Origin of the sequence: Paenibacillus sp. NPDC101420 (assembly GCF_050277435.1) — a bacterium.
GTDB lineage: Bacteria > Bacillota > Bacilli > Paenibacillales > Paenibacillaceae > Paenibacillus_AQ.
Genome location: NZ_JBNNSE010000002.1, coordinates 819898 through 832719 on the forward strand (window position 1 = coordinate 819898; position 12822 = coordinate 832719).

The 12822-nt window shown below is 43.3% G+C and carries 9 protein-coding genes and 1 pseudogene; 8 read left to right on the plus strand and 2 right to left on the minus strand.

What is annotated here, in order from left to right; all coding sequences use genetic code 11:
• Nucleotide 1: 1 nt before the first annotated feature.
• The 5 genes and pseudogenes from ACQKMP_RS12490 (at nt 2) to ACQKMP_RS12510 (ending at nt 4718) form a co-directional block, all read left to right on the plus strand.
• Entirely contained in the window at nt 2-1345 is a 1344-nt protein-coding gene (locus ACQKMP_RS12490; RefSeq protein ID WP_427469489.1) for a 2-hydroxycarboxylate transporter family protein, read from the plus strand.
• A gap of 70 nt (nt 1346-1415) precedes the next feature.
• Nucleotides 1416-2606, plus strand: coding sequence for an NAD(P)-dependent malic enzyme (locus ACQKMP_RS12495; RefSeq protein ID WP_427469490.1), 1191 nt, complete (start codon nt 1416-1418; stop codon nt 2604-2606).
• A gap of 19 nt (nt 2607-2625) precedes the next feature.
• Nucleotides 2626-3035 (plus strand): annotated as a pseudogene (locus ACQKMP_RS12500) (MFS transporter); the annotation flags it as partial.
• A 348-nt stretch (nt 3036-3383) separates the two neighbouring features.
• On the plus strand, nt 3384-3989 hold the full coding sequence (locus tag ACQKMP_RS12505; protein ID WP_427469491.1) for a YkoP family protein: 606 nt from the start codon (nt 3384-3386) through the stop codon (nt 3987-3989).
• A gap of 78 nt (nt 3990-4067) precedes the next feature.
• Nucleotides 4068-4718 carry a polysaccharide deacetylase family protein gene (locus ACQKMP_RS12510; protein WP_427469492.1) on the plus strand — a complete coding sequence of 217 codons (651 nt, stop codon included), beginning with the start codon at nt 4068-4070 and terminating at the stop codon, nt 4716-4718.
• Nucleotides 4719-4739: 21 nt separating this feature from the next.
• Here the strand turns inward: ACQKMP_RS12510 and ACQKMP_RS12515 are convergent, their stop codons facing one another.
• Nucleotides 4740-5579, minus strand: a complete 840-nt coding sequence (locus ACQKMP_RS12515; protein ID WP_042189655.1) for an AraC family transcriptional regulator — start codon at nt 5577-5579, stop codon at nt 4740-4742.
• Between the two features lie 271 nt (nt 5580-5850).
• Here ACQKMP_RS12515 and ACQKMP_RS12520 point away from each other — a divergent pair, with 271 nt between their 5' ends.
• Together ACQKMP_RS12520 and ACQKMP_RS12525 are read left to right on the plus strand one after the other, a co-directional pair.
• Nucleotides 5851-6723 (plus strand): chitosanase, encoded by an 873-nt coding sequence (locus ACQKMP_RS12520; RefSeq protein WP_076286561.1) that lies wholly within the window; start codon nt 5851-5853, stop codon nt 6721-6723.
• A gap of 89 nt (nt 6724-6812) precedes the next feature.
• Nucleotides 6813-9401, plus strand: a complete 2589-nt coding sequence (locus tag ACQKMP_RS12525) for a metallophosphoesterase (protein WP_427469493.1) — start codon at nt 6813-6815, stop codon at nt 9399-9401.
• 99 nt (nt 9402-9500) lie between these two features.
• Here the strand turns inward: ACQKMP_RS12525 and ACQKMP_RS12530 are convergent, their stop codons facing one another.
• Entirely contained in the window at nt 9501-10850 is a 1350-nt protein-coding gene (locus tag ACQKMP_RS12530; RefSeq protein ID WP_427469494.1) for a lytic polysaccharide monooxygenase, read from the minus strand.
• A gap of 642 nt (nt 10851-11492) precedes the next feature.
• On the opposite strand from ACQKMP_RS12530, the gene ACQKMP_RS12535 reads away from it, so the two are divergent.
• A complete protein-coding gene (locus ACQKMP_RS12535; protein WP_427469495.1) occupies nt 11493-12818 on the plus strand; it encodes a glycosyltransferase in 1326 nt (441 codons plus the stop codon).
• Nucleotides 12819-12822: the final 4 nt, after the last annotated feature.

Genomic DNA, 12822 nt, shown 5'->3' on the forward strand with positions numbered 1-12822 from the left:
AATGCAAAATACGATTCCATCACCTGTTTCCCAAGGAAAGGAAGGTCCCCTGCCAGAAAAGGCTGCCTTCATTCAAAAATGTAAGCAATTTAAGGTGGGTGTCTTTCCGCTCCCTGTGTATCTAGCTCTGGCAGTGGTCATTCTTCTTGCAAGTGTGGCGGGGAAGCTACCGAATGACATGATTGGAGGGTTCGCTGTCATTATGGTTCTGGGTATTCTGCTGAGTGATATCGGTATGAAGCTTCCCTTGTTGAAAAATATAGGCGGCCCCGCAATCATGGCCCTTATGATCCCATCCCTGTTAATTTACTTGAATTTGTTCAACTCTACTGTGACAGACGCTGTCACTACATTGATGAAAGAGGCCAACTTTCTGTACTTGTACATCTCCATCCTGGTGAGTGGCAGTATGCTCGGTATGCACCGCAAAACACTGGTAGCGGGTATTACGCGGATCTTCATCCCGCTGATCGTCGGGACGATTGCCGCAGTTCTGGGAGGACTACTGGTAGGAACGCTCACAGGTTATAGCATGTATCATACTTTCTTCTTTATTATCGTACCGATCCTTGGCGGTGGAATCGGTGAAGGCATTCTTCCTCTCTCCATTGCATACTCAAGCATTCTGGGTGGACACGAAGCGGGTTATTACGTATCGCAGATGATCCCGTCGGCAATTATCGGCAACGTATTCGCCATCATTGTGGCGGGCTTCCTGAAACGTCTGGGCGAGAAAAAGCCCCATCTAAGCGGTAACGGTACACTAGTCAAATCCGGTGACGATCTACAGCATGACAATCCGGATAACAAACCCAAAGATTTCATGATGATGGGTGCGGGACTTCTGATCGCATGCAGTTTCTTCATTGTTGGGGCATTGCTTGCAGATTATTTAGGGATACCCGGACCGATTGTCATGATTCTGATGGCCGTACTGATCAAATGTGTCAAGGCGCTTCCCGAAAGATTCGAAAATGGGGCTTACCAGTTGTATAAGTTCGTTGCTGGTAACCTGACATGGCCGCTCATGGTAGGTTTGGGCATGCTGTATGTTCCTCTGAAGGATGTAGCTGCCATTATCTCTGTACCTTATGTGCTGACCTGCCTCGCCATCGTCTTCAGCATGGTGGTTTCCGGCTATTTTGTGGGAAGAAAAATCAATATGTACCCTGTCGATGCGGCAATTGTAACCGTCTGCCATAGCGGCTTGGGTGGAACCGGAGATGTAGCCATTCTCTCTGCCTCCAATCGTATGCAGCTCATGCCATTTGCCCAGATCTCCACCCGGATCGGCGGCGTCAGCACCGTTATTGTGGCAACTATTCTATTGCGGTTTTGGAGCTGATTAGGATGTCAAGCATACAGCCAGAAAGCTTATAGAGAAAAATACATTGCAATTAACAGGAGGAACAGTAATGAAAATAATGGATGAAGTAATGAAGATGCATGTTGGCGGCAAGCTGGAGACCGGCTTGAAGAACCCTATTCGAAGCATGGAGGATTTATCCAAGGTATATACACCCGGAGTAGCTAAAGTGTGTCAGGCTATCGCCGCAGACCAAGATAAAGCATACGAATATACGATTAAGAAAAATTCGGTGGCGGTCGTTAGTGACGGAACAGCTGTACTCGGACTTGGCGATATCGGTCCCAAAGCAGCCATGCCGGTCATGGAAGGCAAAGCAGCGTTGTTCAAACAGTTTGCAGATGTGGACGCTTTCCCAATCTGCCTGGATACAAAAGATACCGAAGAAATTATCGCGATTGTCAAAGCAATCGCCCCTACCTTCGGAGGTATTAATCTCGAAGATATTTCTTCGCCTCGTTGCTTTGAAATTGAAGCGAGACTTAAGCAGGAGCTCGATATTCCAGTCTTCCACGACGATCAGCATGGAACGGCGATTGTGGTACTGGCTGGAATTTTGAATGCGTTAAGAGTATGCAACAAGGACATTAAGAATGTAAAGATAGTGGTCAATGGTATTGGAGCCGCCGGTATCGCCGTATCTAAGATGCTCCTGCATGCCGGTGCTGTAAATTTGATCGGTGTGGACCGCCAGGGTGCAATTAACCGTGCTGTCCATTACGATAAATCGCATTGGAGCGAGTTTGCACTAATTACGAATCCTCATCTGGAGAGAGGTACCTTATCTGAAGTTATTCAGGGTGCCGATGTATTTATCGGACTATCCGCCCCAGGTGCCTTAAAGCTAGGTGATGTAAAAAGAATGGCTGCTGATCCGATTGTATTTGCCATGGCCAATCCTACTCCGGAGATTGATCCTGAAATTGCCGCGCCTTACGTCAAGGTTATGGCGACAGGGCGCTCCGATTTTCCTAACCAAATCAATAATGTTCTCTGTTTTCCCGGTATTTTTCGTGGAGCCCTTGACTGTGGCGCCACTGAAATCAATGAAGATATGAAACTGGCTGCTGCAGAGGCGATATCTTCGGTAATTGACGCCAGTGATCTTCATGAAACTTATATTATGCCGAATGCGTTTGATCCACGGGTAGTGGAACGTATCCGGGAAGCGGTTATTCGAGCGGCGCTCAAGAGTGGTGTGGCAAGAATAGGTACGTTAATGGAAAGCAATAATACTTGATGTTAGGTAACTCTGCCTTATGCTTGTTTCTCCATTCGCTGGAAGAATATCCAAGCATGTCGGCGTAGGTATAACGCTTCGCGGTGGATTGCTGCTAGCGATCATTGGTTTGGCGTCTATGGGGATGATTTCTAATCTGCCGCTGCTTATTGTGATGAGAATCGTTTTTGTGGGGGGATCGCACTAGCCGTTCCTTCACTTGTTTCGCTTGTTGGGCAAGTGGGCGGCAAGATGCGCGGGATAGCTGTATCTGTATATACTTTTATATTGTTTACAGGCACAAGCTTTGGTCCGATTATCTCGCTTCAATTGATGAGTCATGCAAGTTATTTAATTACGTTTCTTCTATTGGAATGTATTCTGTGCATTGGGTTGATAGCAGCATGTCTTATTCATCATGAGGAGGCAGGGGAGTTAAACAGCCAGTAAATTTGTGATCAATAAACAAAAAACGATGAAATGACATCATAACGATTGTTTATTCAAGGTAACTTCATTTGAAGTTACCTTTTTACTTTGAAGTCACATGGGACCCGCAATGTGGTCTGGAGAAGCTTATGTCCTAATGAAAATAGTTGTATAAAAATTTAATATACGCGCAGAGAAATCCCGGTGAATAACGTCAAATAGAAGTAGACGTTAAAAAAGATTAAATCTAGTTCATTATGTTCCTTGTTGCAGTCGAACAGTCTTAAGATTTTTGTAAGAATCGGATAAGAAAAAAGAAAGTTCCGTTATGTACAATGTATGAAATGAGAGACTATAACCGTATTAAGGATGGTGGATGAGTTGGGTTTCAAAATACGTAAAACCACGGTGCAATCCGTCTGGATGATGTGGGAAAAAGCTTTTGCGTTGCTTTCACATTTTCGCGGATCACATAAGTCGCGTTTTGGTATATGTACCGTGATGCTAAAAAAACACCGGGGACAGCCAATTGTATGCCAGGACGCCACGGTCATCAACCAGGGGGAGTGGGTGGGAGAGCTCCACCTCGATAATGGAAGCATTCTGAAGTTGATCCAGTCCGAAGGATCGGATCGTGCTGCACTCCAAACGGCTCGCATGCTGCGTAAATCAATGCAGCAAATCAATGAAGCCTTCGAATCGCAGTCCGAGTTCAGGCAGGTCAAGGCTTTATTGGGGATTACACTGCTCCATCGGGGATTAACACACGGTCTTGGTTTTGAACAGCAAAATATAAAGTCCGGTGTTTTTGAACGCATCACCACCATTTATCTTCGATTGCTTCTGTCTGCTATGCATCCGGAAGGGAGACAAAGAATCAATCGGCGAACAGAGCAACTGGTCCCGATGTTACTGATCCATTCACGCGCCTCACTGAAAAATAGATTCTCACCCGGACAGAACTACTCTGGATAGGACTTAAGCTTGTTATAAGGAGGTGTAATCATACTTACATATCTAATAGGAGGAATACTATGTACCGCCACTCTTTACATGTTTATTCCGAGTTTGATTACGCGAGTGAGCGGCTTTGGTGTCTTTCGCAAAGGAACGGTAAAAAAACAGGTGGCATTCACTTTTGACGATGGGCCACATCCGAAATATACGCCGATATTGCTGGATTTATTGAAGTTGCATCAAGTGAAGGCTACTTTTTTCGTGCTAGGATCGAGAGCGGAGCAGTATCCAGACCTGATCAGAAGAATGGATCGGGAAGGCCATCAGATTGGCATCCATAATTATTGTCATACCTCTAACTGGCTGATGCTGCCCCGTACGATTAGGCGAGAACATCTGGACCGCTCTGCTGATATTATAGAGTCTATAGTCGGAACCCGACCCAATCATTACCGTCCACCCTGGGGATTAATCAATCTATTTGATTTCTTTCGATACAAACAGTATCGAATTGTTCTATGGTCGCTGAAGGCAGGCGACTGGAACACCCGGGTCTGTCAAACCCGGATGCAGGCCACTCTGTTAGGTAAAATCACCGATGGCTCCGTTGTCCTACTTCACGACAGTGGTGAGACTGTGGGCGCGGACCGGCATGCTCCTTATTTTATGCTGCAATCTTTAGAGGAAGTGCTAAACCAACTGCAGGCAAGAAACCTGCAATTTGTTCGTCTTGACGAAATGTCTTGACATATTCCAGTGTTTTTGCTGTTAAGACTTAAATTGTTTGCGGAAGCAGAGCGGCGAGATGCCCATCAATAATTTGAAGGTTCGTCCAAAATGGGAGGTGTTATCAAACCCAACCATTCCCGCAATTTCAGTAACATTAAAAGAAGAGCCAACCAGCAAATCACGCGCTTCTTTAATGCGGATGTTATTGATATATTCAATGAAGCTGAACCCGGTGGCTTCTTTAAAAGTTCGGCATAAGTAGGAAGAGCTTATGTCGAATTTCTGTGAAATCTCACAGAGCTTAAGCGGTTCCATATAATGTTGATTTACATAATTAACGATGTCCAGGACTTTCTTGTGTGTACGATTGGATTCCACCATTGGAGCAACACGGCTGTCGAATAGTTTACGATTAAGATAGAGGAGCAACTCCACCAATAATAGTTGTTGGTACTGTTCATATCCGCGTGCTTGCTTCTTCCCCTCCTGAATCATCTTCTGAAAAAGCTGTTCGATGAAATACTGATCTATACCGGTCATCTTCAAAGCGCGGTAATCACTTTTGAACAATTCGAGCAGTTCCTCACTTTGACCACCGGTACAAAAATGCTGCAGGAATTCTTTTTTAAACAGCAGTGTAACCCGTTCATACATATTGCAGCCGGAATTAACCAGTTTGTGCATTTCGTGAATATCCATAAATAGCAACGTACCGCCCGCAACCTGGTAGGTTCTGTCCCCTATAAAATAATAAAAATCCCCGGATATTAAATACAGAATCTCATATGCATCATGATAGTGTCTTGAAGGCATGCTGGTGTATACCTGTTTCTTGCGGCTGATCTCAAAAAGAGTAGACTCATAAAATACCGGTTTCATTCAGCACCTCCTAAGAGGATTGTAGACTTAATCTAGGGGTTATAGCAATATATGTATAAAAATTAATAATTACAAGAAAATACGTGCTGTTTGGACAAACTTTTTGAGATAAGCTTAAATTGAATTACCAAGTGTTGGAAAAAGGAGGGCTGTCATGCTCAGCTAGGTTGGGGATAAGGTTCGCTGCCACTCAAAGTTAAAGCGCTTAAACTATTTAATCAAAGGAGAGATTGCGGTGCTTAATTCAACGAATAGTAAGGTTTCCAAGAAGATGAGATTTTCATTGATGATCCTGCTCAGTTTTTCAATGATTTTTTCTTATGGCTATCTGTCCAGTGCATCTCAACAGAAAAGTTATGCGGCAGGGAACCCTGATTCTAATTTCTCACCGGCAACACTTCAATTCTTGCGCGACAACACAGGTCTGGATGGTGAGCAGTGGAACAATATTATGATGCTTGTCAACAAACCGGAGCAGGACGATCTGAACTGGATCAATTTTTACGGATATTGTGAAGATATTGATGATGACCGCGGATATACGATTGGAATATTCGGTGCGACTACAGGCGGCTCAAATGATACCGGTCCCGACGGTCCGGATCTGTTCAAGGCATATGATGCTGCCAAAGGCGCGAGTAATCCTTCGGTTAAAGGCGCATTGGCCCGGATTGGTGTCAAGGGTTCGATGAAAGGGAAGATCCTCGAAATCAATGAAAGCGAAGAGAGCTTCTGCAGAAAAATCGGCAATTTGCAAAATGATCCCGAGTGGAGAGAGGCTATGTGGAAAACGTTCTACAATATCTACATTAAATACAGTGTGGAGCAGGCCCGCAATCGCGGCTTTAACTCGGCATTAACTATTGGTTCCTTCGTGGATGCAGCGCTGAACCATGGAGCTACCGGCGGTTCCGAGACTCTTCAAGGGCTTTTGGGTAAATCAGGAAGCAGCACGGATGAGAAGACTTTCATGACCAAGTTCTATAAAGAACGGACCAAGATTGTAGATACTAATGAGTATAACGATCCGCCAAACGGCAAGAACCGTGTGAAGCAGTGGAGCAATTTGCTCAACATGGGAGAGACAGACCTGAAGGGTGCAGATTCGGCAGTCCTTCAAGTCACCGACTGGGAACTTCAATAAGAGGATTGTAAGGGTAGACAGAACCGCCGTTCTTCTCGGTGACGGCGGTTCGATGATAAGTGAGATTAATGAAGAGGGAGATGGGTCGAATGGATAACCACCAATCTTATCTCAAAAACAGATTTCCCAAGGTAATCAGTCTAATGGTTATAGGTTTGCTGCTTGCCATGGAGTTGACCGGTTTTGTTTCAGCAGGAAGGGAGGGAAATGAGGAAGATCTTGCAAGCGAAGTAACTGCAGCTCAGGAAACGATTGCCCAGTGGATTTTTAAAGACAAAGGCGAGAACGGAGTATTTCCGGCTACAGGCGGAGTATATCAGACGGCTTCATCCATTCGTGATATAGGAACAAATACGGATGCATACACCTATGAGCCCAGTGAGAACAGCGTACGCAACCAGGGCTGGCATGAAGGAACGGGCACTAAATACTGGCTTGCCACGATTTCTACCCAAGGCTTCGAAGGTATCTTCCTCTCTTCACAGCAAACTTCTTCAAGTACAGGACCTAGGGATTTTAAGGTGCAATACAGTATAGATCAGCAGGAATGGACAGATGTTGCGGGCGGCAACCTTGTTCTAGCCCAGAACAATTTTAATTGTTCCAATAATTCCTGCAAATTAACGAACCTCGTTTTGCCTGCGGGAACAAACAATCAAGATGTACTCTATATCCGCTGGGTGGTTAACTCTACGAAAAGCGTAAGCGGGGGAACAGTGTCCAGCTCAGGCTCAAGTAGAATCAAAGATGTAGTAATTAAAGGAACACGTAGCAGCGGCGAACCTGGGGACACTCCCACACTTGAGGTAAGCAAAACTCCCGCTTCAGGGGCTGCAGATGTTTCCCTTAATGCAGAGATCACTGTGAAGTTTAATAAAGCCATCAGTCTCGACAGTGGTTATCAAGTTGTAATCACAGAAACCAATCTTCCTCTTACCAACATTTCTGCTTCCCTTCTCGGTCAAGACACAGTCAAAGTCAGTCACCCTAATTTCATTGCCGGGAAAACTTACAACGTGACCGTCCCTAAAGAGCTTGTTAAGGGGACTACGGATGGCCGGGCACCTGAGAACGATATTACCTGGAGCTTTAAGACGAAGTCTCAGGATACCGGCAATAAAACACCAACGCTGCTGAACATGACTTTTAATGGGGACCCAAAGACAAGTATCGCCTTTGACTGGTATACAGCCGAAACCGTCAGAGGTACAGTAGTGCAAGTGGTGGAGGCCTCCAATGCGGGAGGAAGTGAGTTCCCGGAACAACTGGCAATATCTTATGAGGGCAGCTCAACAGTTATTGAAACCTTAATGACATCAGGAGACCGAAGCTCCAAAAAGTATAAAAAGTTCGCTAGTCACAAGGTTATTACAAGCGGTCTCAATCCTGGAACTAAGTATATATATCGGGCCGGTAACGGTGATGCGGACGGCTGGAGCGAGGCGGGTTCTTTTACCACGGACAAGGCGGATAATCAGGATTTCCATTTCCTCTACGTGACCGACACCCAAGGCTCAAGTAAATCGAATTTCGATCTGTGGCAGGATACTTTTAAGCGAGCTATTGAGAAAACGGTAGATCCCAAGTTTGTTCTTCTTACAGGGGATCTAACGGATGATGGTGATCTGGAGCAGCTGTGGCAGTGGTTCTTGGGTGTGCCGAAAAAAGAATTTGCCAATGTGCCATTTGCACCGATTATCGGCAACCATGAGATAGAGGATTATCCGAATAATAACTTCTATAACCATTTTAATCTTCCAAAAGATGTCGGGACGGGTGCTCATGACGGGTCGGTATATGCTTTCGAATACGGCGATGCACTGTTTATGCAGATCAATTCCCAATACGAAGGAGAGGTCACGCCGTACAAAGCAGATATTCAGTTCACGAAGCAATTGGAATGGATGCGGAATCAGGTGGCAAAGACCGATAAGAAGTGGAAATTCGTCTCTATGCATAAGGGAGCTTATTCCTCAGGGGATAATGCTTCGGCAGAAAGCGACCGGGTAGAATTTTACCGGAAATATCTGATTCCTGTATTTGATGAGCTGGGTGTGGATATGGTGTTTGAGGGACATGACCATATGTATATGAGGTCTTTTCAAATGCTGAACAACGTTCCGATTAAGAATGTCATTACCGATGAGCAAGGAAATGTGCTGAATCCCAAAGGGACTGTGTATCTAATGGGCAACTCGGCTGCTTCGAAATTCTATGCTATTAATCCAGACGCAGACACTTTTTTTGCAGCAAAAAACGATCAGCCCAACAAGAAAATGTTCGTGGATGTTTCCATTACAAACGATGTGCTGAAATTTACATCCTACACAGCAGTTAAAGATAAACCCCTTGCCGTCTATGATGCTTACAGTATCAAGCGGACTGACGTCAAACCCGGCATTGTCGAAAATCCAAGCGCAGTAAGACAGTCAGGGAACCGTGCAGTTCTTTCGTGGAAAGCACCAACAAATAGCCCTGAGCCGGTGCGAGGTTACCGGATTTATGAGAAAAATGATAAAGTTAGCACAAATTGGAGCGTGTATGTGCCGACGGTAAGCGGTCAGACGAGTTACAGCTATACATTAAACGGCATAGATTCTGCTAAAGCCTACAATTTCGTGATTAAAGCAGTGGGGACAAGAAATAATTCGCTTCCAGCAGAGGTAGGAATGCAATGAATTCTCAAGTGTATTAAAAAGCAAAAAAACCACGAGATACAGTTTCACTGTATCTCGTGGTTTTTTAAGATTTAGGTATTTAATGTTTTTATTACAACATTACTTTAACAACCATAGCGCCGGGGAATTAGCAGGCTCCCAACCGGTTAACGATGTATGGGCTTGACGACATTCATACACAGAACCATCGTAGGTTACCAATGTACCGACTGTGTAAGGGGTATTGGGTGCCCAAGCTGGGGCTGTAGAGGCTGTAGCGGTTGTGCCATTGATGGTGCTGGCCACTGATTGATTGCCTGCGGCGTCGAAGGCATGTACATTGAACGTATATGTTGCACCGGCGCTAAGACCTGTTACCGTATAATCCGTTGTGGAGCCAGGTACAGTGGTGATTAATGTCGTTCCTCTATAAATACGGTAGCCTGTAACACCAACATTATCCGTTGACGGATTCCACATTAACTGAATGCTGGAGGATGTTGGTGTCCCCATAACATGTAAGCCGCCGGGGGCTGTGGGTGCTTCCGTATCATTACCAACGGGTGCATTAGTAGTAACACTGACGGAATTGCTTCCATTTGAGACATTTCCAGCAGCGTCTTTTGCCTTGACACTAAAGGTATAGGCAGTATTCGCGGTTAATCCAGATACGGTGTAATTTAATGTAGTGCCGGATACGGTTGCAACCAATGAAGTTCCGTTAAATACTTGGTACCCTGTTACACCGGTATTATCCGTGGATGCGTTCCAGGCCAATGAAACGCTGGTGGATGTTTTTGCAGTTGCCGTCAAAGCTGCTGGTGCGGAAGGAGCTTGGGTATCGACAGGGTTGCTTCCGCTAAAGTTGACATCAATGACATTATAGAAGGCGTTCGGAGTATCTGCGACTTCCCACACAGCCAAGATGACGTGGTATCCACTACGTTCCGGAACGTTAAACGTGTCTGAGTAAGTGAAGGGTGGCTGTACACCTCCATAGTTCACCGAATAGAAAGGAGTAAGGTCGAATGAGTCCCGAGTAAGAGCGGCGTTAGGATTCCAGTCGGGCTTTGTAATATAGTATTTCCAGCTGGCCGTCGAATGAGCGGCAGTCAATTTCCAAGTGAATGTATTTTGTCCGGCAGAGATGTTGACTTTAGACCAGCGTGTAGCCGATTGTTCATCAAGCTTGGGAAAAGCTCCGTTAGCGCTTGCAATCTTCCCGTCTGCTGGCCCTGCAGCAGGGAACCCCTTAGGTGCCTCTAGACTTTGGGGCTCATAAACAATCGGGCCACAATCTGTATTTTGTCCTGATTTACAGAGTGCAGCCCGGCTAGCAGGTCCTTCAACATAACCGTGAGAAAAGGATCTTTCCGGGAATAACATTACAACCAATGAAAAAATCAAGATCTTACTCCCATAAGCTAACAACTTTACCCTAGGTGAATGAGAAATACGGATAGATGACATTTTACTCCTCCTTTTTATATAAAAATATGCACTGCGAACAAATGATGCATTCAGTCCCGAACGTTTTGTCTCAATTACAACTCCTTTCTTTGTTGAACGTATTTATATAAACTCATAAAGAGCTCATATATCGACATGAAAGGTAAGAGAAAAAGGTGCGTAGGGCTAAATTCATTGAATGATAACAATTTTTGTAACACCATAGTGATTATATGCAAATAAATGGTATTTGTCTACCAAATTTAGAAAGAATATGCTATTTTTTAGTATGAAAACTCTCCCTCGGAACACGATCTATATTCCCCTTATAGTTCCATATAATTCTTGGAATTTGAAAGATTCATTTAGAATGATTAAACGACAAAATATATTATTTTCTTAATTTCTCTCTCTTTCTTTTCTTTTTTTTGTGATGAAAAATGAAAAATACTGTATGTAAAATAAAGCGGTAAATTATATATTATTCAGAAAATTACAATAACAACGCTTTCAAAGGTTGCTATTTTTGGTTTTATTTACTATTATTAGTTGGAATTACTTACAAAGGATGTAAGTAATTGATATTAGTGTGGGATTAACTGTCTGGAGAACAGTTCAATTCATAGAATTATAAGCTTTAGATAAATAAAAAGGAGTGAGGAGATGCAATACTGTTTTTATTTGTTAACCTTCATTTTTATTGGGTTTCAAACTCTTTACACAGTCATCCCTTTATTTTTCAGTAAAGTTAAGAAGTTGAATAACGATTGTGATGAAAAATCGATTTCCGTTTTAGTTCCTGCTTATAACGAGGAGCTCACTATTAAGAATTGCATAGATGCAATGGAGGGCCTAAATTACTGTAATTATGAAGTCATCATTATTAATGATGGTTCAAAGGATCAGACGTTTCAAAAATTAAATGAGCTTTTGGATTTATCGATAAGTGATAGAGAAGCAGAGGGTAAGCTTTCATACGCTGCTATAAAAGGAATTTATTTTTCGGAGAAATATGAAAAAATATTTGTAATTGATAAATTAAATGGCGGAAAGGCAGATTCTCTTAACGCCGGCATCGATTGTGCGAATTCTGATGTTGTTATCACGCTGGATGCAGATAGCATGCTGGAAATAAACTCGCTTAAATATGTAAATCAATATTTTCAAGATGATAAGATCATCGCTTTAGGTGGGACTGTGAAGATCGTACAGGGCGCTGAGAAAAGGAACGGAGTTATCCAAGATAAATTTACTGGTAAAGGTATTATAAAAAGCCAAGTTATCAGCTACATCCATGGATTTTATGTTAGAAAACTAACACAATCTGTTTTTAATTCAATCGTAGTTATTTCAGGCGCATTTGGTGCCTTTTATAAGAGTATATTGGTGGATGTTAACGGGTTTCGTAGTACTGTAGGAGAAGATATTGATATTACCTTAAAAATTCACGAGTTTATTAAAGCGAATAACTTAAATAAGAAACTCGTATACGCGCCAGAAGCTGTATGTTACACGGAATGTCCAGAAAACTTAAGTAACTTTTATAAACAAAGAATACGCTGGCAAAAAGCTTTTGTAGATTGCATATTAATCTATTGGTCCAAATTATCACGAAAGTTTAGCGTTGGCGTCAGTCTCTTTTTTGCTATAGATGGTTTTATCCTAGGTACATTAACAGCATTTACAAGCGTTTTTTATCTTATACAATCGCTCTTTCTGGGTACCAATTTATTTCAGGCCATTATTCTCTTGTTGTTTGTTATCGTCATTAATGCGCTGCAAATCGGGATTTCTCTCTATTTATGCAAAAAATATGGCAGCAATTATTCAGTTAAAGATTATATTCGGATGTTTGTGTTTAGCCAAGTTGAATTACTAACCTATCGAAATCTGCTGCTTTATATGAATATCGTAGGCACGTTTAAATATTTTGATAATGACGAGGGCTGGGGATTCGTTGAGAGAAAAGGGGTTTCAAGTATCAGCTAGTCTC

What these genes read in the sequence shown, in the direction of transcription:
- ACQKMP_RS12495 (WP_427469490.1), top strand. Translation starts at nt 1,416, where the DNA reads ATGAAAATAATGGATGAAGTAATGAAGATGCATGTTGGCGGCAAGCTG.
- ACQKMP_RS12530 (WP_427469494.1), bottom strand. Translation starts at nt 10,850, where the DNA reads ATGTCATCTATCCGTATTTCTCATTCACCTAGGGTAAAGTTGTTAGCT.
- ACQKMP_RS12490 (WP_427469489.1), top strand. Translation starts at nt 2, where the DNA reads ATGCAAAATACGATTCCATCACCTGTTTCCCAAGGAAAGGAAGGTCCC.
- ACQKMP_RS12510 (WP_427469492.1), top strand. Translation starts at nt 4,068, where the DNA reads ATGTTTATTCCGAGTTTGATTACGCGAGTGAGCGGCTTTGGTGTCTTT.
- ACQKMP_RS12515 (WP_042189655.1), bottom strand. Translation starts at nt 5,579, where the DNA reads ATGAAACCGGTATTTTATGAGTCTACTCTTTTTGAGATCAGCCGCAAG.
- ACQKMP_RS12525 (WP_427469493.1), top strand. Translation starts at nt 6,813, where the DNA reads ATGGATAACCACCAATCTTATCTCAAAAACAGATTTCCCAAGGTAATC.
- ACQKMP_RS12505 (WP_427469491.1), top strand. Translation starts at nt 3,384, where the DNA reads ATGGTGGATGAGTTGGGTTTCAAAATACGTAAAACCACGGTGCAATCC.
- ACQKMP_RS12535 (WP_427469495.1), top strand. Translation starts at nt 11,493, where the DNA reads ATGCAATACTGTTTTTATTTGTTAACCTTCATTTTTATTGGGTTTCAA.
- ACQKMP_RS12520 (WP_076286561.1), top strand. Translation starts at nt 5,851, where the DNA reads ATGAGATTTTCATTGATGATCCTGCTCAGTTTTTCAATGATTTTTTCT.